Annotated in this window: 21 protein-coding genes and 1 pseudogene; 20 read left to right on the forward strand and 2 right to left on the reverse strand. The window is 62.2% G+C overall.

The features are described 5' to 3' along the window. Positions 1-160: 160 nt before the first annotated feature. From AC3A35_RS01695 to AC3A35_RS01745, 11 genes are all read left to right on the forward strand, one after another. Positions 161-1,537 carry a tyrosine-type recombinase/integrase gene (locus tag AC3A35_RS01695; RefSeq protein WP_487434092.1) on the forward strand — a complete coding sequence of 459 codons (1,377 nt, stop codon included), beginning with the start codon at positions 161-163 and terminating at the stop codon, positions 1,535-1,537. A 239-nt stretch (positions 1,538-1,776) separates the two neighbouring features. Next, positions 1,777-1,902 (forward strand): hypothetical protein, encoded by a 126-nt coding sequence (locus tag AC3A35_RS01700; protein ID WP_487434093.1) that lies wholly within the window; start codon positions 1,777-1,779, stop codon positions 1,900-1,902. After that, complete coding sequence (locus tag AC3A35_RS01705) at positions 1,899-2,177, forward strand: helix-turn-helix domain-containing protein (protein ID WP_487434095.1); 279 nt, start codon at positions 1,899-1,901, stop codon at positions 2,175-2,177. The genes AC3A35_RS01700 and AC3A35_RS01705 overlap by 4 nt, the downstream gene beginning before the upstream one ends. Positions 2,178-2,266: 89 nt before the next feature. Next, positions 2,267-3,085, forward strand: a complete 819-nt coding sequence (locus AC3A35_RS01710; RefSeq protein ID WP_487434096.1) for a hypothetical protein — start codon at positions 2,267-2,269, stop codon at positions 3,083-3,085. 223 nt (positions 3,086-3,308) lie between these two features. Further along, positions 3,309-3,545, forward strand: a complete 237-nt coding sequence (locus AC3A35_RS01715) for a hypothetical protein (RefSeq protein ID WP_487434097.1) — start codon at positions 3,309-3,311, stop codon at positions 3,543-3,545. After that, a complete protein-coding gene (locus AC3A35_RS01720) occupies positions 3,542-4,150 on the forward strand; it encodes a hypothetical protein (RefSeq protein WP_487434098.1) in 609 nt (202 codons plus the stop codon). The genes AC3A35_RS01715 and AC3A35_RS01720 overlap by 4 nt, the downstream gene beginning before the upstream one ends. Further along, on the forward strand, positions 4,134-5,621 hold the full coding sequence (locus AC3A35_RS01725; protein ID WP_487434099.1) for a DUF3631 domain-containing protein: 1,488 nt from the start codon (positions 4,134-4,136) through the stop codon (positions 5,619-5,621). Before AC3A35_RS01720 ends, AC3A35_RS01725 begins: the two co-directional genes overlap by 17 nt. After that, positions 5,618-5,944 carry a hypothetical protein gene (locus tag AC3A35_RS01730; protein WP_487434101.1) on the forward strand — a complete coding sequence of 109 codons (327 nt, stop codon included), beginning with the start codon at positions 5,618-5,620 and terminating at the stop codon, positions 5,942-5,944. The genes AC3A35_RS01725 and AC3A35_RS01730 overlap by 4 nt, the downstream gene beginning before the upstream one ends. Before the next feature lie 119 nt (positions 5,945-6,063). Then, on the forward strand, positions 6,064-6,507 hold the full coding sequence (locus AC3A35_RS01735; protein ID WP_487434102.1) for a DUF5681 domain-containing protein: 444 nt from the start codon (positions 6,064-6,066) through the stop codon (positions 6,505-6,507). Position 6,508: 1 nt separating this feature from the next. Continuing rightward, a complete protein-coding gene (locus tag AC3A35_RS01740) occupies positions 6,509-6,745 on the forward strand; it encodes a hypothetical protein (RefSeq protein WP_487434103.1) in 237 nt (78 codons plus the stop codon). Positions 6,746-6,795: 50 nt separating this feature from the next. After that, the gene (locus AC3A35_RS01745; protein WP_487434105.1) at positions 6,796-7,368 is read left to right on the forward strand and encodes a hypothetical protein; all 573 of its coding nucleotides are present in this window, start codon (positions 6,796-6,798) and stop codon (positions 7,366-7,368) included. Here the strand turns inward: AC3A35_RS01745 and AC3A35_RS01750 are convergent. After that, the gene (locus tag AC3A35_RS01750) at positions 7,339-7,779 is read right to left on the reverse strand and encodes a hypothetical protein (RefSeq protein WP_487434727.1); all 441 of its coding nucleotides are present in this window, start codon (positions 7,777-7,779) and stop codon (positions 7,339-7,341) included. The genes AC3A35_RS01745 and AC3A35_RS01750 overlap by 30 nt on opposite strands. Between AC3A35_RS01750 and AC3A35_RS01755 the strand changes: the two are divergent. From AC3A35_RS01755 to AC3A35_RS01770, 4 genes and pseudogenes are all read left to right on the forward strand, one after another. Then, positions 7,721-7,972, forward strand: a pseudogene (locus AC3A35_RS01755) (CoA-transferase); the annotation flags it as partial. The gene AC3A35_RS01750 and the pseudogene AC3A35_RS01755 overlap by 59 nt on opposite strands. Positions 7,973-8,133: 161 nt before the next feature. After that, positions 8,134-8,772, forward strand: a complete 639-nt coding sequence (locus AC3A35_RS01760) for a 3-oxoacid CoA-transferase subunit B (protein WP_487434702.1) — start codon at positions 8,134-8,136, stop codon at positions 8,770-8,772. A gap of 209 nt (positions 8,773-8,981) precedes the next feature. Beyond that, on the forward strand, positions 8,982-9,764 hold the full coding sequence (locus tag AC3A35_RS01765; protein ID WP_487434106.1) for a type II toxin-antitoxin system PemK/MazF family toxin: 783 nt from the start codon (positions 8,982-8,984) through the stop codon (positions 9,762-9,764). A 22-nt stretch (positions 9,765-9,786) separates the two neighbouring features. Beyond that, the gene (locus tag AC3A35_RS01770) at positions 9,787-10,653 is read left to right on the forward strand and encodes a cupin domain-containing protein (RefSeq protein ID WP_487434107.1); all 867 of its coding nucleotides are present in this window, start codon (positions 9,787-9,789) and stop codon (positions 10,651-10,653) included. 93 nt (positions 10,654-10,746) lie between these two features. On the opposite strand, the gene pdxR is transcribed toward AC3A35_RS01770, so the two are convergent. Then, entirely contained in the window at positions 10,747-12,243 is a 1,497-nt protein-coding gene (pdxR, locus tag AC3A35_RS01775) for a MocR-like pyridoxine biosynthesis transcription factor PdxR (RefSeq protein ID WP_487434108.1), read from the reverse strand. 676 nt (positions 12,244-12,919) lie between these two features. Here pdxR and AC3A35_RS01780 point away from each other — a divergent pair. From AC3A35_RS01780 to AC3A35_RS01800, 5 genes are all read left to right on the forward strand, one after another. After that, positions 12,920-15,382 (forward strand): efflux RND transporter permease subunit, encoded by a 2,463-nt coding sequence (locus tag AC3A35_RS01780; RefSeq protein ID WP_487434109.1) that lies wholly within the window; start codon positions 12,920-12,922, stop codon positions 15,380-15,382. Between the two features lie 58 nt (positions 15,383-15,440). Next, entirely contained in the window at positions 15,441-16,811 is a 1,371-nt protein-coding gene (locus AC3A35_RS01785) for a DUF1329 domain-containing protein (protein WP_487434110.1), read from the forward strand. A 98-nt stretch (positions 16,812-16,909) separates the two neighbouring features. Then, the gene (locus AC3A35_RS01790; protein WP_487434111.1) at positions 16,910-17,857 is read left to right on the forward strand and encodes a WD40/YVTN/BNR-like repeat-containing protein; all 948 of its coding nucleotides are present in this window, start codon (positions 16,910-16,912) and stop codon (positions 17,855-17,857) included. Positions 17,858-17,880: 23 nt separating this feature from the next. After that, entirely contained in the window at positions 17,881-19,731 is a 1,851-nt protein-coding gene (locus AC3A35_RS01795) for a DUF1302 family protein (RefSeq protein WP_487434112.1), read from the forward strand. A 40-nt stretch (positions 19,732-19,771) separates the two neighbouring features. Then, a complete protein-coding gene (locus AC3A35_RS01800) occupies positions 19,772-21,280 on the forward strand; it encodes an aldehyde dehydrogenase family protein (RefSeq protein WP_487434113.1) in 1,509 nt (502 codons plus the stop codon). The last annotated feature ends 8 nt before the right edge of the window (positions 21,281-21,288 follow it).

Genomic DNA, 21,288 nt, shown 5'->3' on the forward strand with positions numbered 1-21,288 from the left:
TGATTAAGAGTCAATAGTCACCCCGGCTTTCGGCGTTGATCGGTATGCATATATTTAAGTAAGCTGTTGAAAAACTTACGTTAGCTAAATTACATGCATGTCGATGAATGCGGTAGAATGCAGTTTATTCCTACCCAATTCCTACCCAAATGAGTCGGCCATGCCGCGGGAACGCCTGACAGAGAACCGCGTGACGAACTACAAGCCCGCTCGCGAGGAGTGGCTGCGCGACACAGAAACGCACCTTGCCGTCAGGGCACGCCCGGCCCGCGGTGGCGTCTCCAAGGTGTTCATGTTCGTCTCGACGTTGAACTATCGCGAGATCCGGATAGCGCTCGGCGAGGCGAATGCCGAAGGGCTGCAGGCCGCCAAACGCACGGCGCGCGTGTATCAAGCATGGGTTGATGAAGGCAAAGATCCTCGCGAAGTGCTGCGCCAGCAAGAGGAGGCGCGCGCCGCCGGGGAGGCTGCCAGGGTGGCCGCACGCGAGGCCTCCAAGGCCGAGGAGGAGCGCCGACAGCGTTACACCCTGCGGGCGCTGTGCAACGCTTACGTGGCCCACATGGAGGCCCAAGGTAAGGCCAAGAGCGCCGCGGAGGCCCGTTCCGCGTTCAAGTGCCATGTGTTCGAGACGCAGGCCGAGCTCGCCGACAAGCCGGCCCGCGACGTCACGCCGCGTGAAGTCGCCGCAATCGTGCGCAAGGTGCGTGAGGCCGGAAAGGAACGCATGGCCGGCGTGCTGCGCTCGTACCTGTCCGCCGCGTTCAACTGCGCCAAGCGCGCGCCGTTCGACTCGGCCATGCCGGCCGACCTGATTCCCTTCGGCATCGATCACAATCCTGTGGATGCCATCCCGGCAATCGCCGTGCGGGCCCGCAATCGAACCCTGAGCGCCAACGAGCTGCGCGCTTACGTGCTTGCCCTCGGCGGCGAACTGCCCGACAAGGCGTTGCGCCTCGCTCTGCTCGCCGGTGGGCAGCGCATGGCCCAACTGCTTCGCGCCAAGGTGAGCGATTACAACCCGGATACCGCAATCCTTCGACTGTGGGATGGCAAGGGCAAGCGTAAAACCCCCCGCGAACACTTGTTGCCACTTGCACCGAGAGCCGCCGCGCTTGTCGCCGGTCTAGTGGCCCGCGTCAAAGAGCGCGAGCAGAAGCGCGCCGCCGACGTTGGCGAGATGCCGGGTGACGTGGGCAGCAAGTGGTTATTCTCTAAGCATGGCACGGTGGCGATGACCGAAACGACGCCGGGCAAGCGCACTACGGAGATAAGCACCAGCATGAAGGGCGAACCCTTCTGCCTGCGAGATATCCGCCGCACTTGCGAAACGATGATTGCCAGCATGGGTATCAGCAAGGACACCCGCGCCCAACTGTTGAGTCACGGCATCAGTGGAGTGCAGGCAGTCCATTACGACCGGTACGCCTACACCGACGAGAAGCGCGCCGCGCTGGTGGCATGGGAGGCCAAGATTGCCGCTATCGAGAAGAACGAGCAGCAGGCCGCGAACGTGGTGGCTCTGCGTAATGCCTGAACTTTTCCAGCGGATTACACTCCGAACCGTCCTGACCGTCGCCGAAACTCGCCGAGTACACCTGAACCGCCGACAAGCTGCTGACCGAGGCAGAAGGACATTATCCGCTACCTTGAGGTAGCACCCGAAGGACGGCCGCTTCATGGAAGGCACGGGAGGCGTGCGCAATCTGCGCTGGCGGCGCAGGAGGCAGGTTAGCGCGGTGGCGTGCGGGTCATCACTACTTTCACGACGCGGCAATGCCGCTGTATCTGCTGACGCTGTTTGCCAAGGGCGACCCCGCCAATCTGAGCAAGGCCGAACGTAACGAACTGGCGGGCTTAGTCGTGCTACTCGTCAAAGCGTGGAGAGGAAAGCGGACATGAGCACTGCATTCGAGAGCATCAAGCGCGGACTACTGGAAGCCATCGAGCGCGCCGAATGGCGCCCGCCGGAACCCCGTATTCACCGGCTGCGCCCGGTGGATGTGAAGGCCCTCCGCGGCATGACGCAGGAGCAGTTCGCCGCCCGCTTCGGTTTCTCGACCGCAACGCTTCGCCACTGGAAGCGAGGCGACCGCACGCCACACGGCCCCGCCTTGGTGCTGCTGAACGTCATCGAGCGCAATCCGGCTGCCGTCATCGAAGCACTGACCGGCTGAGCGAGCAATGTCGCGCCTATCCCGACGGGGAGAATACCGGGACACCATCACCCGGTGGCGCGGCCCCTTTATCTGATGGAGCGCACAGAATGATTCTGCCAAAGAAGCAACCGCCCGCCGAGTGGCAGGAGGACTTGGACGAAGAAACCGAACAGTTGGCCGACATGTACGAGGCGATACCGTCCGATACGGATTGGCTCGACGGCATTCAGGATGACGGGCTACCGCCGATTCGTGCTCATGAAATCTCGGCCGAGATCAGCGACCCGTTTGCGTGGCTGCGGCAGTTGCTGGTTGGTCAACAAGCTGATCTGGTAGGCCCGCATGCAGCGCTGTGGAGAACACATGATTCGTGGCGACGTAAAGTGGCTCGACTGGATGCCGAGCTGCAGAGCCAGATTTCCGCCGAAAGGGAGCGGGATGTTCGCCAATGGTTGAAGGACGACCGGCAGGCGCTTTCCGCCCTCGAAGAGTCTCCGCAGTTCCAAGCCGCCCTACTCCACCTGTTGAGCAGAGTGGGACCGATATTGGATCGCATCGAGACTGAGGGCGGAGACGATCCCGACCAAGGCAATTTCCGTGAGCGAGCACGGCAACGCAGACACGAGCTTGAAGCGTTGCTGATGCCAACCACTCAAAGTTCCGCACAAAGGTCGAGTACGGAGAAGGAAGAACAAACCGAGGGCTCTGCCACGCCAATCACGTGGCAAGAGATAGCCCGCGCCATTGCAGACGAACTCGATTCGAATGACGCGAAGGCCGGCGCCTGGGGCGGCCTGAAAGATATCGCAAACCGCGTATCGACGGAAATGCGCAAAAGGGATATTAAGGGCTCGCGTGGTCCGGTGTCGGGGAACACTGTGCTTCGGGAAGCACTGCAAGGCAACAGATGGCGGCGAAAGAGATAGCCGGGAAAAGTGGGAAAACTGGGAATCCCACTAATCTTCTTTCACATTGCAAGGCTGAAAAGGCCTGAAACCAGCGTTATTGCTAGGTTTCAGGCCTTTTTGAGTTTTGGCGCCATCACATGTTTCCCGCTTTTCCCATGAGTTAAATGGCTTTCGCCAACGTTGAATAACCAAGCAATTAAGCATGGCTTCGACGGTGGTTTTCTGAAAAGGAAACCCGCGAATGCACGCAGCAACCATCCCTACCGCATGGCGCAATGACGCTCCCGCTGCCGCCTGCACCCTCTCAACCGAGCAGGCGGCATCTGCCCTGCATGTCCGTCCGCAAACGCTGCGCGCCGCACTGTGCCGTGACGGGCATTACTTTTCGGTGATTCCCGTCAAAGCCCGTAACCGATTCCTTTTGTGGCCCGCCGACGAGATCGATGCACTTGCGCGTGGCGAGCAGGTGGCAGCATGAAAAACTTCGCACCCATCCGTAAGACCATCGAGAGCGAAGAAGACCATGCAGATTTTACCGCAGCCGACGAGCTTCCTGCACCGATCTATGCAGCGCAAAACAAACGGGCCGCCCGCGCCAAGGAATCGGCCCGTCGGAATTGCACCACGAACAACAATTATAGCGCCCCCGCCAAGCTTGACGCTCTGCTGTCCGGCCTGGAGCGCGTCAAGCAGACCGGCCCCGGACGCTGGGTCGCAAGCTGCCCGACCCGCCGCGACAAAAACCCGAGCATGACCATCCGCCAACTCGATGATGGCCGCATCCTGATGCATGACTTTGGCGGATCGAGTACTGAGGAAATTCTCGACGCCTTGAACATGGACTGGACGGCACTGTTCCCCGAACGAGCGGCCGATTACGCCAGACCCGAGCGGCATCCGTTTCCCGCGGCCGATGTGTTGCGCGCAATCGCTTTCGAGGCGCTCGTCGTTGCGGCCGCTGCAGGCGCCTTGCGTCGTGGCACGCCCTTGAGTGAGGCCGACCATGATCGCCTGATGCGGGCGATGGTGCGGATCCAATCGGCGGTCGATATGGCGGGGGGGCGTTATGGCCGAGTTCGATAGAGGCGCATCCTTTCTCGACGAGGAGGCCGAGAAGCAGCTCGAAAAGGCACCACAGGACAATGACGAGCTGCTGGCCGAACTAGCCGCGCTGCCGCTTATGGAGTATGAGAAACGACGCACCGATGCTGCGAAACAGATCGGCGTCAGAACGTCGATCCTCGACGAGTTGGTGAAGGGTCGGCGGCCGGCCGCCGACGACGCAGCAGGCAATGCAGTGCTGTTTCCGGACGTCACGCCCTGGGCTGAAAAGGTGAGCGGTGAGGAACTGCTCGACGACATGGTTGCAATCATCCGTCGATTCCTCGTTCTGCCGAAGCACGCCGCCACTGCGATGGCTCTGTGGATCATCTTCACGCACGGCATCGAGGCAGCACAGGTAGCGCCCATCCTGCTGCTGAAGTCTCCCGAGAAGCGATGCGGAAAAACGACCGCACTGGAGCTCATCCATCGTTTGTCGTATCGCACACTGCCGGCGGCGAACATCACCGCAGCTGCACTGTTTCGCAGCATCGAGGCATGGGGGCCCACCTTGTTGATTGACGAGGGCGATACTTTCTTGAAGGCTTCGCCCGAGCTGAACGGCATCATTAACAGTGGGCACACCCGCGCGACGGCGTATGTAATCCGTACGGTGGGCGAGGGTTTCGACCCGAGAAGATTCTCGACATGGGGCGCGAAAGCCATCGCCACCATTGGCCGTCAATCTACAACCTTGCATGATCGATCCATCATCATCGAGCTGCGCCGCAAACTACCCGGCGAGAGCGCAGAGAAATTGCGGCATGCAGACCCGTGTGACTTTGAACGCCTGTCACAGCGAATTGTCCGCTTTGTCAGGGACAACCTCGGAGCGATCCGCGGTCAGCGTCCCGCGCTTCCCGAAATACTTAACGACCGCGCCGCAGACAACTGGGAGCCCCTTCTAGCCATTGCCAATGTCGCTGGTGGCCGGTGGCCCGAACTTGCGCGTAAGTCGGCAGTTGCCCTGTCTGGCGCTGCAGACGATGCGAAATCCGCCAGCCAGGAATTGCTTGAGGACATCCGCGACATCTTCGACGAGATGCACGTCGACCGTATCGGGACCGAGCGGTTGATCGAGGCACTGTGCAGCGATGATGAGAAATCCTGGGCGACCTACTACCGTGACAAGCCGATCACATCGAAGCATATTGCCAAGCTGCTGAAGGAATTCAAGATCACCCCCAAGACCGTCCGGATCGGTGGAACAACGCTGAGGGGATACGAGCGTGGAGACTTCGACGACGCCTTTGCCCGGTACTTGACCGTAGACCCCATGTCTCCCGCAACACCGCCACAAACCCCGCCAGGACAGGGATCAACCGTTGTGGACGTGGCGCCACCAGCCGTCACGCACAGCACTGCCGCAACGGCAATACCCGCGCCGGCAGAGGGTTGTGGCGGTGTTGCGGGAGAAGCGCATGTTCCGGGCGAAGTGGAGATGCGGATATGAGTGCGCAGGACATCGTGACCCAAGCGAGCCGTGCCGGCCTGACGATCATTGCGGAGGTCGGCGCAATATTGCTGCGCGGTGATGCCGCAACTGTTCGGGAGTGGGCGCCGGTAATCGCTGAGCACAAATTGGTGATTCTGGCGTTGTTCGCGAAACCGCTGCAGGGCTGCGCCACATGCCGGCACTTGGCTCGCCCTGGCATGGCTGAGGGATACTGCAGCGGCCGCGACGATCTGCCGTACGCTTACGGCGCAGGCCACCCACTCCGACAACTACCCGATGACAAAGGTGAGTCGTGTCGCACATGGGAAGCGATGCGGTAAGCACCCGCAACCCGACGCGCAGGGGGCCGGCATAGACAGCGGCGGTATTCACCTTCGTATCCACCGAAACAGGCTCCGCGCACCGACCACAGTGAAACAACACAAGGAGAACAACGGGTATGAGTACGCAAAAGACGCCGCCGGCCGCCTGGAAGCCCGGCCAGAGCGGCAACCCGAAGGGCAGGCCGAAGGGGGCACTCAACAGGACGACCCGCGCAGTGCTCGCGCTGATGGAAGGCGATGCCGAAAACATTACGCGCATTGCGATCGATGCTGCGAAAGCGGGCGATATGACCGCGGTCCGCTTGATTCTGGACCGACTCGTACCGGTGGCGAAGGAGCGGCCCGTGCATCTTCCGTGGTTGCCTGACACCGCCACCGCAGCGGGCGTATCCCAAGCGCAGCAGCGGGTCATTCAGGCCGTCGCGACAGGTGCTCTCATGCCGAGCGAGGGTTCAACCTTGGCAAGCATGCTCGAGACGCGCCGCCGCGCGCTCGAGACCGAGCAGCTGGCCGCACGTATCGCTGCGCTTGAAAACCCTGACCAATCGAAGGATCAATGACATGAGACTCCATTCGCGCGTGGCCCGCCTTGAGGCGGCCAGGACCGACCAGCGTCCCGAACCGACCTGTACGCCGGAGAAGACCTGCGCCTCCGTCGGCTACACGCTCGAGCAGGCAGTCGCCGAGTTCGGATCCTTTCCGAAGTTCTGCTATGCCATGATGATCCGCCCGGATCCGAACTACACTCGACCCGAGGGGGATCTGTTCGCGGCGTACCTCACCATGTTGCGCCGGTGAACACGGAATCCGCGGGCCATGCCGTGCCGGGTTCGCGAACGAGCAAGCCGGTGGTGGATCTGATCGATCCGAAGGCCGACACCGGTGCGACCGACGACCCCTCAGTCCTTCGGCAAGCGCCGGGGCAGGGGGTGGATTTCGAGCCAATCCGTCTGGACGACGCGGCCGGGGTCGTCGCCCCGGTGCGACCGACCGCGGAGAAAGTCTGGAATGTGGATCTGGGCCTCGTGTCGACGCATGCGGCGCTGCCGCAAGCGGTGCGCGATCAGGTAGCCCGCGACTACGGCGCCGACGAGCGCCCCAAAGGCGTGTTGAGTGACAAGGTGGTATATCTGGTCGCCGATGCTCATGAGTCGCCCGCGGATCTCGAGGCGACCATTCTGCACGAGGTCAAGGGCCATATGGCGGCCCGCCGCTTCTACGGCGCCGACATCACCCAGGCGCTGAACCGGCTGTTCGTGCAGGTGGGCGGGCGCACCGGCCTACAGCGTCTGGCCGAAGCGCGCGGTCTGACCGGGCGCTGGCCGGCTCGAAGGATCTTGCATTCGGGCCGGATGAGGCCAGGCTTGGCTGACCCACACGCGGCAGGAGAGCTACGTGGAGACGTCGGCGGGCGAGCCTGAAGCCGCTGATCGTGGTACCGACGCCTTCCTGGTGGCATCGAAGGTGGCGAGCAGCATGAAGACCAGGACGTACCTTGCCGTGAGCCGCCAACGCGCTAAGCGGCGGGCAGTGGCGGCCAAGCGGCCGCCACTGCCAGCGCCGCCCCCGACCTCCTCGGCAAAGGCCTCGAACAGCGCCAGGTGCATCGCGAGCGCGGTGCCGTCGTAGCCGGCCATGGCGTGCCGTCGCGCAAGCCATGCGAACATCAGTTTCGCGGCCGGAATCCACACCTGAGGCGGCCCGTGACTGATGAGCCGCGCCATGCGCGACGTTACCTCGTGAAGCTCAAGTGCGCCCAAGGCGTGCACGACGATGTCCAGCGTCTCGGCCGTCTCCTCGCTGAGCTGCTCAGGCCCCGTGAACTCGGTCAAGGAGACGCGCAGTTTCGATGGCCGCGGCTACGTGCTCGAGCCGGCCATCCGTGCCGACCTGGCCATCGTCAAGGCATGGAAAGGCGATCGTGCGGGCAACCTGGTGTTTCGCAAGACCGCGCGCAACTTCAACCCGATGATCGCCACCTGCGGCCGGGTGACGGTGGCCGAAGTCGAGGAGCTGGTCGAGCCGGGCGAGCTCGACCCCGACCAGATCCATACCCCGGGCATCTATGTGGACCGGATCATCCAGGGGGCGCGCTACCAGAAGCGGATCGAGTTCCGCACCACCGCGGGCGGTCCCGCCGCGGGCAAGCACGACCCGCTGCGCGGGCGCATGGCGCGGCGCAGGAGCTGCGCGACGGCTACTACGTCAACCTGGGCATCGGCATCCCGACCCTGGTCGCCAACTACATCCCCGACGGCATGCAGGTCACGCTGCAATCGGAGAACGGCCTGCTCGGCATCGGCCCCTTCCCGCCGCCCGAGGCGCTGGATGCCGACCTGATCAACGCCGGCAAGCAGACCATCACCAGCCTGCCCGGGAGCAGCTTCTTCTCCAGCGCGGACTCGTTCGCGATGATCCGCGGCGGGCACGTCGACCTCTCCATCCTCGGTGGCCTGGAGGTGTCGCAGGACGGCGACCTGGCCAACTGGATGATGCCGGGCAAGATGGTCAAGGGCCCCGGCGGCGCGATGGACCTGGTCTCCGGCGTCGGCCGCGTGATCGTGCTGATGGAGCACACCGCCCGCGACGGTTCGCCCAAGATCCTGCCGCAGTGCCGGCTGCCGCTGACCGGCAAGGGCGTGGTCGACATGATCATCACCGAGCTGTGCGTGTTCCTGGTGAACAAGGGCGGCGGCCTCACCCTGGTCGAACTGCAGCCGGGCGTCACCGTGGACGAGGTGCGGGCGAAGACCGGGTGCGCGTTCGCGCTGCGCGACACGGCGGCATGGCGGCTGGCGCCGGAGATGCGGTCCTGCGACGGCTGAGGCCTGGCCGTGTGCCGCACTCGCTGCCGGATGTGGCCTCACGCTCCGGCGCGCGGGCCGTGAGCAGGGTCTTGTATGCGAGCACGGCCACCACCGCGCTGAGCAGCAGCCACGCCAGCACCGCGTAGAAGACAGCCCCGGTCCGCACGCCCATCTCGAAGGTCGCGATCGTCACCGCCGCCAGCGGGAAGGAGTAGGCTCAGGCCGAGATGAAGAGGGGCAGCCGGAAGCAGCGCACCGCATTGCGTCCGCGCCCATTGCACCGGTTCTGGATCGACTGCAATCCACAGGCCGGACGGGAGATGCGCGACCGACATCACGTTCTGGTGCTGTCGCCCGGCGCCTTCAACGAACGCACCTCGCTGGTCATTGGCCTGCCGATGATTGACACCGCGGCACTTGTGGGCCCTCCCCGGCGTGAGTGCCTGTTCCAACTTTGGCTCTGTCAGAGCAGCTGTCTTTGGTTCCATGCTTCAAAGGACCGACGTCCTAGAATTAACCGTGACCTTACCAAGGAGGCGGCCATGGCGATTTATCTAAGCATGCAGAGAGTTCGATTCTCGAGTCCGGATGGCTACGAGAAGTTCAAGCTTGTATTCAGCGAAGTGCGTCAGCATCTGAAGGATGTTCCCGGATTCATGCATTTGACGTGGTGGGTTCACGCCGAGGATCCGCAATGGTTCAACGAAGTCAGTTTCTGGACCAGCTTTGAGGCCTTGAAAGACTGGCACATGAATACGTACCACAAACATGCAAAGCAGTGGGCGGTGCGAACCGGCGCCATCATGGAGGACATCATCACCAATTTCGAACTCAAGAACACCAGGCTCATTCGGGTTTGCCCATGCTGCGGGACGGCAGAGGACGGGCAATACGATCTGGCGCGTGAGCAGGAAAGGCTTGCCCAGGCCTGCGGTGAATGCGGATTCCATTTTCCGGTCACCGCGGAGACCCCTTCCAGCATGGCCCTGTATAAGGATGTCGAGCTCTAACGTATTCACTAGGAGAAGTGAGATGGGTAGCAATGATGGCTATGCAAACGCAGTTTTCGCCGTGCGCAAAGTGCACGGAGGAAGCCCGGATTTATCGCCGGATCAATGGGTGCCGTTCGAGTGGGTCGAGCCGAGCATGGGGCCGCAGGTCCACGGTGAGATAGCGGTTATCCGGGCCCACGGTGTGTCCGGTACTTTGATGGCGGGGTTCTGGCGCACCGGGACTACGTCTCCGGGCGCTGCGAGCGACGGGTCGCATCGCGTGTTCTATTCGGCGCCGCTTGGCGATGAGACGGCTGTGGTTATCGAGGGGACCGCGACGCTGACCGTGAACTCAACCGGACGAAGCTATCGCGTTTCGCCCGGGTCGGTCATCAGTACTCCGAAAGGGTTGGAAGTTACATGGGATATCGATCGACCATACTTCAAAAAGTACTGGTGCATCTTCAACGGCTCCGAGGCGACGCCGAATCCGCCGACCGATTTGCTCATTACCAATATCAACGACAACCCCCCGGACTGGGCCGCTTACCATTTCATCGAGCCGAAGGAGGGGCCTCTGGTCGCGGGCGAACTGTTCTTCATTCGGGAAGGTGGCTCAACCGGGACGATGATGAGCGGCATCTGGCGCTCCGGAAAAGGTATTCCGGGAAGTAATGTAGACAAGGATGGCACTCTGATCACGCCCTATACGGGAACCTTGGGCGACGAGACGATTCTCCTCTTGGAGGGGGAAGTCGAGGTGGTCGAAACGGAGACCGGCACGAAGCATTCATTCAGGGCAGGGGATGTGATCGGCTTGTCTTCCGGGATGCATGTAACCTGGACATCGAAAGGTCCTTTCAGCAAGAAGCTATGGGTCATCACGCGGGATCAACTGCCGAACTGACAAGTTCGCGGAAGTCCCTGATCGCATGTCTCCCTTGGCACCGGCCGCCTGCGCAGCCGGTGTTTTTTTGCCGAACGCGGCTATGGCCAAGCGCTATTTTCCTTGTATGCGCAAGTTGTTTATACATTGTCTGATTCGTCCCACTCCGGCCCGAATGGATCGTTCGTCAAGGCAGGCATAGCCGAGCAGGATGACGCGTTCGGCGAGATCATTGGGGTTGGCCAGGTAGGCCGGACCATCTGGAAGAGTATATATTCCGACATCTTCTGCCAGCAGACTCCGCTGCAAGGCCGTCGCGAAATTCATGCCCGGGGGAAGAATCCAGGATAAGTGCATCCCTCCGTCTTCGCCGCGGATGGTGCCATCCGGAACGGCTTCATTCAGAAGCGCGGCGAGAAGGGCGCATCGCTTTCCGTATATCTGGCGAACCTGCCGGATATGCTTGTCGAAGTGGCCGCCTGCAATGAAATCAGCCATGGCGGCTTGCTCCAGCCAGGATCTCCCGTGATTCAACAACCCCTTGACCGCTCTGGCTGCAGTTACCAAGGTCGGAGGGACCACCATATAGGCCAGACGGATCCCCGCTCCCATCGATTTGCTGAAAGTTCCAAAATACATAACTCGTTCGCTGTCATCCAAACTTGCGAGCGCAAGAAGAGGCGAGCCGCGGTAGCGAAAATCGCTGTCGTAGTCATCTTCCAGAATGTATGCGGCCGACGCTTTCGCCCAGGACAATAATGCCAGCCGATTCTTCAGCGGCATCGTCGCCCCCATCGGGAACTGGTGCGACGGCGTGACATAGATGGCCTTTGGAGCGGCGTCGAGCCCGGTGTGTGCGGGCGGCCAATCGACATCCTCGTTCACCGGTAGAGGCAGCAGTTGAGCACCGTGTGCCTTGAAGATCGCAGCTGCACTGGAATAAGTGGGATCCTCCATTGCAACGGTGTCGCCCGCTTCCACCAGCAATCTGGCGGCGACATTCAGGCCTTCCTGAATCCCTGCCGTGACGATGACCTGATCGGCAGAGCAGTTGATTCCGCGAGTCAATCGGACTAGGTCGACGATCTGGTGGCGAAGTTCCGGGTGACCGGACGGATCCGGGTAGGAAACAAATCCTTTGCCTGCACTCCCCAACCTGGCTTTGATACTGCGCATCCAAATTTCATGTGGAAATAGCGAGGCATCCGGCAATCCAACTCGAAAATCATACTGCAATCGACTGCGAATCGGATCGAAGAGCGAGGAATGAGCTCGCAAGGCCATCTGAGCCCCGGATGCGAGCGCCTGAACGTTTCCCGGGTCGGAGGAGAACAGTTTGTCGCGCGCGCCTTCCAGGCGTCGCTCCGGCTGGTCGCAGATCTTCGTGCCGTGGCGGCCATCAGCGCGGACATAGCCGTCCATGGCGAGCTTTTCATAGGCGGCAATAACGGTATTCCTGGAGACCCCGAGTTGTTGGCTCAATTCTCGCGACGGCGGAATCGTATCTCCAATGCTCAGTTTCCGGTGTTTTACGAGAAGAGCGATCTCCTCACAGATTTGTGTCACCAGGTCCTTCTCGCGCTTTGAATCAACCGAAATTGGCAAGTGCATAAACGTGCTCGAAATAGACTCGCTCCGGGCGAGTGATCGACTTCTGGATCTTGCAACCATCCGGACGGTTGCCGGAAAACCGTGGGACCTTGTTGGTCTGAATAGATTATAGGCTTTGCTGTCCCTGCCTCAGGGGAAGCTCTGAATAGCCTGCTGCACTGCCGTAAGACCACCTTGTCTGGCAACTACGGCGTTGCAATGATGGCGTCTATCTATCTGATATGGCGACAGTTATACACTCGTTGCGCCTTTCCATCGACTGCTCGCTACGGTTCTTCGGAGCTTCCCCGCGGACCGTGAGGCGCGTCCTCGTTCCGTTCGCAGCCAACTTTGGTTCTCTCAGAGCGGCAATCTTTGGCTCCATATTTCAAAGGAACGCGATCCTAGAATGTTCGTGAATTGAATAAGGAGGCGGCGATGGCAATTTTTTCGAGCAGGCAGGACGTTCGATCATCAGATTCGAATGACTGCGGGAAGAGCGAGTGCGTCTTTAGCGACGTGCGTCGCCCCCCCGATGGTATTCCCGGATTCATGCCGGCCCGTGAGCTGTTGCTGCGTCTGTGGGCCGACCAAGCTGAAGTGTTGGGCGGACTGAGTTCGCCCCGGTTCGAGGATTTCAATTAGACCCTCGTGCATCTTCCGTATCGATCATTGAACAAAACTCTCCAGGTGACTGATGGAAAAGACTGACCTCCGGCGCAAGCTCGCGAGATTCGCGCTCGGTAACCGCTGGGCGATCCTGCTCGCGATGGGCGTGATCACCGCGTTCTTCGCGGTCGGCTTGACTCGTGTAGAAGTGAAGACGGTTTTCTCGGACCTCTTCCCGAAGGATCATCCCTTCGTCCAGGTCTATAAGGATCACCCGAATTTCGGCAATCCGCTGACAGTGACGCTGATGATCAAGCGCACGGACGGGAAGGACGTGTTCCAGGCCGATACGCTCGAAAAGATCTGGCGGATCTCGCGCGACATCGACCTGGCGCCCGGCGTTGACCACGACCAGATCCTGTCGATTGCGACCCCGAAGGCGCGCTATACGGTGGTGACGCCCGACGGGATCTTCTCGAATCCGATCATGGACGACGAACTGCCGACCACGCCGGAACAACTCGCCGAGATCCGCCGCCGCGTCGACGAATCGCCCGGCGCCAACACCTTTCTGGTGTCCCCGGACGGCAGGGCGACGATCGTCAACGCGACCTTCATCGAGCGGTCGATCGACTACGGCAGGGTTTTCGAGGCGGTGCAGGCCATCGTTGAGAAGGAGACTGACGGCAGTCACGAGATTCACGCCGCCGGCTTCCCGATGATGACCGGATGGATCTATGCCTTCGGCGAAAATACGCTGGCGATCTTCGCGATCACGCTGGTGCTGATGTTCGGCGTGCTGGCTTTTCACATGCGAAATGTCTCTGGCATCCTGGTGCCGGTGCTGGTCAGTGCGGTGTCGGCGATCTGGGGGTTCGGCCTGGTCGGCTGGATGGGGTTGCCGGTCGAGCCGTTGCTGATGGTGGTGCCGCTGCTGCTGATCGCGCGCTGCTTCAGCCACTGCGTCCAGGCCACCGAGCGCTATTTCGAGCTGCTGCACGACGGCCACCCGAAGGACGCGGCGGCCGAGCTGTCGCTGGTGTCGCTGGTCTATCCGGGCACGCTGGGCATTTTCACCGACGTGGCCGGGCTGCTGTTGGTGGCGCTGGCACCGATTCCCGCCATGGAGCGCTTCGCGCTCTTCACCGGCCTGTGGGCGCTGAATCTCGTCCCATGCAGCGTCTTCCTCACGCCCATTCTGCTGAGCCTGATGCCGCGGCCGGGCAACGTCGAGAACCTGCTCGGCACCGACCAGCACAGCGGCCCGCTGCAGCGCGGCATCCGGCGTGCGCTCGGCGGCTTTGCGGCGTTGTCGCATGGCCGCAATGCCTCCTATACGGCGTTTGTGTTCCTTGCGCTCGGGGTCGCGTCGATCTTCCTGATGCTGCGCGTGCAGGTTGGCAATCCGGTCGAGGGGACGAACCTGCTGCACCATGACTCGAAGTTCAATCTCGCGGTGCGTGAGATCAACCAGCATTTCCCGGGGTCCATGACCATGGAGGTGATCTTCGAGGGCAAGGACGGCGCGCGCATCATCGGCCAGAGCGACACGCTGGTGACGATGCGCGACCTCCAGCACTGTCTGGAAAGCGGCCCGAATCAGCCAACCGCCACGCTCTCCTTCGCCGACATGGCGCCGGAGGCCAACCGCGTCTTCAGCGGTGGCAATCCGAAGTGGGCACCGCTGGACAACGACGACGCCTCGGCCGTGGCCGCCCTGACTGGGCTGATGGCGGGCACCAACGCCAAGGTCTTCCTGCACGTGACCGACTTCGAGCAGAGGAATGCCACGGTCTCGCTCTGGTACGCGGACAACAGGCAGGCGACGGTCGACAGCGCGCTGGCCCAGGCCCGCGCCTGTGTTGCCCAGGTCAGGGCCGAGCACCCGAACTTCCAGATTCGGCTCGCCTCGGGCGCGATTGCGCTGCAACAATCGATCAACGACACGGTGGTGCACTACGAGAGCCGCATCTTGCTGGCGCTCAACCTGGTGATTCTGATCGGCTGTTCGCTGGCCTACCGTTCCATCGTTGCGGGCATCCTGCTGCTGATCCCGGTGAATCTCGCAAACGCGATGCTCACGGCCGCGATGTCGCTCGCCGGCGTCGGTCTTGACGTCAATTCGCTTCCCATCCTGGCAATCGGCATCGGCGTGGGCATCGACTACGGCATCTATCTGCTGACCCGCATCTGCGAGGAGTACCAGGCCGCGAACCGTGACCTCGGCGAGGCGATCAGCACCGCGCTGCTCACCTGCGGCAAGGCGATCTTCTTCACTGCGTCGCTGATGACCATCGGCCTGGTGCCCTGGTACTTCCTGTCGGAACTGAAGTTCCTGTCCGACACCGGGCTGCTGCTGGTTGCGCTGATGCTCATCAACATGCTGCTCGCGCTGGTGCTGCTGCCACTGCTGGTTTACCTCGTCAAGCCCAGGTTCCTGCGCAGCGACATGTCGGCCCTGTCCGAATCCCTGGAGACGAAGCGCCCGGAGAAGCAGTCCCCGGCGATGGAGACGCTGGAGAAGGAGGCTCCAGTGGCCGTGCCCGCCTGAACCCTATCGAAGACCCGCGAGGTCTGCATCGCACCCGCCAACGAAGGAGGAGACAACCATGCACATTAGAAAGTATGACCACGATTACAGCCGCCGCTTCTTCCTGGAGCAGGCAGCCAAGGGCATTGTCGCCGCCGGCGTGCTCGGGCCGCTCTGGCCGCTGCTCGCCCGCTCGGCCGACATTTCCAAGGCCTATCCCGATGAGCTGATGTCGATCGATGCCTATACGAAGGGCAAGATCAAGACCGGTGACGTGATCACCGCCGACAACGTCGACATCGTGAAGGAACTTCTCGATCCGGGTGCCTACCTGCAGGTCAAGACCATGGGTCGCAGGATCCGTATCGTGCCGACGACACGCGATGTCACACGGATGCATCCACACCGGTATTTCGAGGCAACGCTGAGGAATCAAGGCAAGGCGCGCCTGGATCAGGATGGCAATGTCGTGACCCTCGACGGCAAGCCGTGGATCGGTGGCACTCCGTTTCCGGACGCGAAGACGGGTTTGGAACTGGCGGCCAACATTACCTTGTGTTGGGGACGCCACGACAATTCGTTCTATGCCATCCGTGACCATGAGATTTCGCCAGACGGGTCGCTGAGCTACCAGTACGACTTTGTCTGGGTGGAAGAAAACACGCTGGCGCGTGCCGACGGCAAGACCTTTCCGGGCCTGGAGGACAAGCTGCGCCTGCAGTCGGTGTTCTTCACCTCGCCGGTGGACGTCAAGGGCACCGGCTACCTGAGCACCTGGCACTACGACCAGCGCAAGTTCCCTGAACTGGTGGGCTACCTGCCGGCCTTCAAACGCGTGCGCAAGTTCCCGACCAACCAACGCTTCGAGCCGCTGGTAGCCGGGATGAATCTGTTCCTGACTGACGCTTGGGGTGCCGGCGATCCGATGTTGACCTGGGGCAACTACAAGGTCGTCGGTCGCGGCCCGTTTCTCGCCGCTGTGTCGGAGAACTGGAACGGCGACCATCCGAACTGGGAGCATCCGGTACACGGCGGTCCGAAGGGTGAAACTTTCCTCGAGACCAATATGGAGCTGTGCCCCGACGTCGTGGTTTTCGAAGCGGAGCCCACCGGCTACCCACGGGCGCCGGTCGGCAAGAAGCGCGTGTGGATCGACGTGCGCAACCACATGTTCGTGGCGTTCGTGAGCTACGACCGGCGCGGCGAGCTCTACAAGGCCTGCGAGATGCATTACGGCATGTACGAGAAGGGCAACAAGAAAATCCTGGATGCGAGCGGAAAGACCAACTGGTCCTGGACCGCCGTGACGGTGCACAACCTGCAGGACGGCCGCATGACGCGCTTTGTCCAGGCCAAGAGCATCGCCGGGGGCTACCAGTCGAGTTACGACAACCCGGGCATGATCGAGAAGTTCATGACCGAGCAGGCGCTGCAGCGCCTGGGGGCCTGATCATGCCTGCCTCCTGCAAAAAAGGGCGGTGTGCCGTCCGGAGGGGCCGGCCGCGCCGTGCGCTCAAGGGTGCTGCGTCGGCGGCGATGCTGGCGGCCTTGGCTTGGCTGCTGCCGGTGCCTGCCGGGGCGGCCGATGTGCTTGCGGGCACCGATGCCGTAAGCGTGCGTCAGGTCCGGGCGGGTACGCCGCACGATGCGCTGTACGACGTCGCCTTCGAGGGGCGGCACGGTATCGCGGTCGGCGCCTTCGGCAGCGTGCTCGCCACCGCCGACGGTGGCGCAAGCTGGGAGCCTCAGGCCTTCCCGATGAACCACCTTGCACTGTTGTCGGTAGCGATGCGCGAGGGACATTGCGTCGCGGTCGGACAAACCGGACTGATCTACGTATCCGAGGACTGCAAAGGCTGGCAGGCCACGCCCTCACCTGTCCAGACCCGCCTGTTGTTGGTGGCGATGAACCGCCATGGCGTCGCCTATGCCGTCGGGGCGTTCGGCACGCTGCTGCGCTCATCTGACTGGGGCCGGACCTGGACGACACAGGCTGTCGATTGGACCGGTTTCACCGAGGATGGCATGGAGCCGCATCTGTACAGCGTCCATGTGTCCGATGGCGGTGTCGTGACCGCGGTCGGCGAGTTCGAATTGGTGCTGCGCAGCTCGGACGGCAGGCAATGGAAGGCCCTGCACAAGGGCGAGCGCTCCTTGTTCGGCCTTGCGGTAGTTGACGGCGGCCGGCTCTATGCCGTCGGGCAGAGCGGCGCGCTGCTGAGCAGCCGTGACGATGGTGCGACCTGGAAGGCGCACACGACCGGAACGCAGGCGATCCTGACCAGTGTATTCGCCACCCCCGAGGGGGACGTGCTGGCCAGTGGCATCAACGTCTTGACGGTGAGTCGCGACGGTGGAGCGTCGTGGAATGCCGTGAATTCCAGGTTCGTGCGCAATGCATCCTACCAAGCGCTGGTATCGCGTGGCGGGGAGAACGGTCCGCAGCGGCTGATCGCGGTAGGTGCGGGCGGATCGATCCTGGAGCTTGATCTATGAACCCAAGATTCGGAAACGACACAATGAAGAAAACTCAGACGAAGATCTCGCCGCGGCAGGTGGTCGCTGCAGCGACAGTGGTGGCGCTCTCCGGTGCGGCGCAGGCTGCCGAGTGGTCCGTCTCCGGCCTGGTCCGGCAGGAACTGGCGGTCAAGACCACTCGCGACCAGAATCTCAACAACCAGAATGGCATGTCCGACAACGGCGTGAGCTATACCAACCATGGCGTCGCGGCCGCGCTGTCGCCCACCCTGACGCGCCCAGCAGCCTACGCCAAAAAGGAGCACATCAACTGGTTGGCGACACGGCTGGAGCTCAATCTCGACGGCCAACTCAGCGAGTCGTGGAAAGCGACGATCAAGCTGCGCGGCATCCTCGACGAGACCGCGCATGTGGACGATGCCTACGGGAACCGCAGCGTCGGCGGCACCGGGACCGGCTCGGGCAATTTCCGCTCCGGCGAGAGCTTCCGTCAACAGTTCGGCGGTGGCGCAGGCGGACCGCTTGCCTGGGCCGGCAAACGCGCACTGGTGGATCTGCCGGCAGCCTATCTCGACTACAACGACGGGCCGCTATGGATCCGTGCGGGCAACCAGCAGATCGCCTGGGGCGAGGCGCTGTTTTTCCGCGTGGCCGACCAACCCAACGGCCTGGATCTGCGCGGCCACCTGTTCGGCGTGGCCGCCGAGGAGTACTCGGACACGCGGCGCTCGGCGCTCGGTGTGCGCGGCAACTATCGCGTCAGCGAGAAGATGGAGATCGACGCCTTCGTGCAGCGCTTCGCTCCGACCCTGGTACCGAATCCAAACACTTCGTACAACCTGATCCAAAGCCAGTTTACGGTCGACCAGAAGCCTGGCTACGACGACGTCAAGAACAAGCTGAATGCGGGCTTTCGCGTCAAAGGAGAGGTCGGCGGCTTCGGCTACCAAGGCTTCCTCATCAGCCGGATCAACCCGGATGGTGTGTACAAGTGGAGCGCGGCCAAGGGGGACGGTGCGCTGCCCGGCTCGGCCTTCGCAGTCAATCCGACCGGCGTCTACAGCTCCGCGGAGTGGTTCCACGGCGCGTCGAACTCGCGGCTCGACGGCATCGAGGCCGTCGCGACCTCGATGAACTTCATCACCACCGCCGGCGATCCCTATGGCCTCGTGGGGCTCGCGACGGCCTGTGGTGCGTCGCGCGCGGAATATGGCAATTTCCGTGTCGGCAGCAAGGCCGCGGCCCAGTGCGTTCTCGACACCTTCTTCACACCTGGCGTGGCGGGCCCGCTGCGTGGCTGGCTTCAGCGCGAGTACAAGCGCGAGACGGTGGTGGGCGGCGGCATCAACCACGTCTTCGAGGGCGAGCCCGACTCGCTGCTCGACCAGCTGATTGGCCGTTTCGAGTTCTCCTACACGCCGAACAAGTATTTCACCAACCCGACGCTGGGCGACTACATCCGCAAGGATGAATATCAGTTTGCACTGATATTCGAGAAGTATCACAAGTTCAGCAGCGCCTTCCCGGCGACCTACTTCGTCACGCAGTGGCTGCACAAGTCGCAGAGCGATCTGTTCGGGCGCTACCTGGGCGGTGTGGACAATGCGCCGGGCGCGGCACCGCGCGGCCAGTCGGGCGGTTTCAATGCAGTGGCACTTGCAATCCAGCAGCCTTCGCCGACGCTTGAATTCCGCTTCGACCTTGCAGTGCTCACCGACCTGAAGGGGGGCTGGTACCTGCAGCCGGGCGTGAAGTGGAAGCCTTCGAAGTCGATCCTTGCCGACCTCTACTACAACGCCGTGTACTCGCAGCACAAGGGCAAGTACCGCGACTTTGTCGACGGGATGCAGCACAACAACGAGTTCTTTGCGCGCCTGACCTATCAGTTCTGAACGCGTTCTAGCCATTCAACCTGAACAACAAGGAAGCACCATGAATCGAGCCGAGTTCGCTCAAACACTGCAGGCGCGTACCCAGGAGTTCCTGTCGCGCAGTAGCCACGCCATGCTGATCGACGGGCGCTGGGTCGAGGCACGTGCAGGCGGAACACTGGACGTCGTCAACCCCGCGACCGAGCAGCCGATCGCCAGCGTGCCGGCAGCCGGCCGTGAAGACATCGAGGCGGCGGTCAAGGCCGCACAGCGGGCTTTTGAAAGCGGCCCGTGGAGCCGGGCCAAGCCGGTCGAGCGTGAACGCCTGATGCTCCGGCTGGCAGATCTGATGGAGCAGAACGGACAGGCCCTGGCTGAAATCGAGTCGATCGACAACGGCAAGTCCGCAGCGATTGCCCACGCGGTGGACGTGGGGCTGGCAGTCAACTACATGCGTTACATGGCCGGCTGGGCAACCAAGATCGAGGGCAGCACCGTCGATGTCTCCATCCCCTTCCTTCCGAACAATGAACTCGTCAGCTACACGCGACGCGAGCCGGTGGGGGTGGTGGCCGCGATCGTTGCGTGGAATTTTCCCTTGCTGCTCGCGGTCTGGAAGCTTGCCCCGGCGCTGGCCACCGGTTGCACGGTCGTCCTCAAGCCGGCCGAGCAGACGCCACTGTCTGTACTGTTTCTCGGCGAACTGATCCAGCAAGCCGGTTTTCCCGAGGGGGTGGTGAATATCGTCACCGGGGATGGGCCTGGTGCCGGAGCTGCGCTGATCCAGCATCCGGAGGTCAACAAGATCACCTTCACCGGCTCGACCGAAGTGGGCAAGTTGATCGGCAAGGCGGCGATGGACAACATGGCCCGCGTGACGCTGGAACTGGGCGGGAAGTCGCCGGTGATCGTTCTCGAGGACTGCGATCCACAACTCGCGGCGGCGGGCGCGGCGCAGGCGATCTACTTCAATCAGGGGCAGGTCTGTTGCGCGGGATCGCGCCTGTATGCGCACAAAAAGGTCTTCGATCGCGTCGTCGCCGATCTCGCCGATCAGGCCAATGCGCTGAAGATCGGCCACGGGCTCGATGCCGCCAACCAGATCGGGCCGCTGGTTTCACGCGAGCAGATGGATCGGGTGTGCGGCTATATCGATATCGGCCGGCAGGAGGGTGCCGAGGTGGTGGCGGGCGGTGGGAGGGCTACAGACGTCGGCTACTTCGTGAAGCCGACCGTGTTGAGCAAGGTGGACCAGAAGTCGCGCGTCGTTCAGGAAGAGATTTTCGGGCCGGTGATCGTTGCGATGCCCTACGACGATCTCGACCAGGTTGTCCGTTGGGCGAACGACACCCCGTATGGCCTCGGCGCCAGTATCTGGTCGAACGATTTGTCCCGCGTTCACCGCTTGATCCCGAGGATCAAGGCCGGCACCGTCTGGGTCAATTCCCACAATCTGCTCGATCCGGCGATGCCATTCGGCGGCTACAAGCAATCGGGATTCGGCAAGGAGATGGGCCGGGCCGCGCTTGACGGCTATCTCGAGCAGAAATCGGTCTATATTGCCGTCTGAGGCGATCT

Source organism: Azoarcus sp. Soil_N_20 (genome assembly GCF_057656155.1).

Bases quoted from the DNA above. Each gene is read 5' to 3' on its own strand.
- AC3A35_RS01705 (WP_487434095.1), top strand. From the start codon at position 1,899: ATGAGCACTGCATTCGAGAGCATCAAGCGCGGACTACTGGAAGCCATC.
- AC3A35_RS01720 (WP_487434098.1), top strand. From the start codon at position 3,542: ATGAAAAACTTCGCACCCATCCGTAAGACCATCGAGAGCGAAGAAGAC.
- AC3A35_RS01740 (WP_487434103.1), top strand. From the start codon at position 6,509: ATGAGACTCCATTCGCGCGTGGCCCGCCTTGAGGCGGCCAGGACCGAC.
- AC3A35_RS01695 (WP_487434092.1), top strand. From the start codon at position 161: ATGCCGCGGGAACGCCTGACAGAGAACCGCGTGACGAACTACAAGCCC.
- AC3A35_RS01800 (WP_487434113.1), top strand. From the start codon at position 19,772: ATGAATCGAGCCGAGTTCGCTCAAACACTGCAGGCGCGTACCCAGGAG.
- AC3A35_RS01785 (WP_487434110.1), top strand. From the start codon at position 15,441: ATGCACATTAGAAAGTATGACCACGATTACAGCCGCCGCTTCTTCCTG.
- AC3A35_RS01765 (WP_487434106.1), top strand. From the start codon at position 8,982: ATGAAGAGGGGCAGCCGGAAGCAGCGCACCGCATTGCGTCCGCGCCCA.
- AC3A35_RS01725 (WP_487434099.1), top strand. From the start codon at position 4,134: ATGGCCGAGTTCGATAGAGGCGCATCCTTTCTCGACGAGGAGGCCGAG.
- AC3A35_RS01715 (WP_487434097.1), top strand. From the start codon at position 3,309: ATGCACGCAGCAACCATCCCTACCGCATGGCGCAATGACGCTCCCGCT.
- pdxR (WP_487434108.1), bottom strand. From the start codon at position 12,243: ATGCACTTGCCAATTTCGGTTGATTCAAAGCGCGAGAAGGACCTGGTG.
- AC3A35_RS01795 (WP_487434112.1), top strand. From the start codon at position 17,881: ATGAAGAAAACTCAGACGAAGATCTCGCCGCGGCAGGTGGTCGCTGCA.
- AC3A35_RS01710 (WP_487434096.1), top strand. From the start codon at position 2,267: ATGATTCTGCCAAAGAAGCAACCGCCCGCCGAGTGGCAGGAGGACTTG.
- AC3A35_RS01770 (WP_487434107.1), top strand. From the start codon at position 9,787: ATGGGTAGCAATGATGGCTATGCAAACGCAGTTTTCGCCGTGCGCAAA.
- AC3A35_RS01735 (WP_487434102.1), top strand. From the start codon at position 6,064: ATGAGTACGCAAAAGACGCCGCCGGCCGCCTGGAAGCCCGGCCAGAGC.
- AC3A35_RS01700 (WP_487434093.1), top strand. From the start codon at position 1,777: ATGCCGCTGTATCTGCTGACGCTGTTTGCCAAGGGCGACCCCGCCAAT.
- AC3A35_RS01730 (WP_487434101.1), top strand. From the start codon at position 5,618: ATGAGTGCGCAGGACATCGTGACCCAAGCGAGCCGTGCCGGCCTGACG.
- AC3A35_RS01780 (WP_487434109.1), top strand. From the start codon at position 12,920: ATGGAAAAGACTGACCTCCGGCGCAAGCTCGCGAGATTCGCGCTCGGT.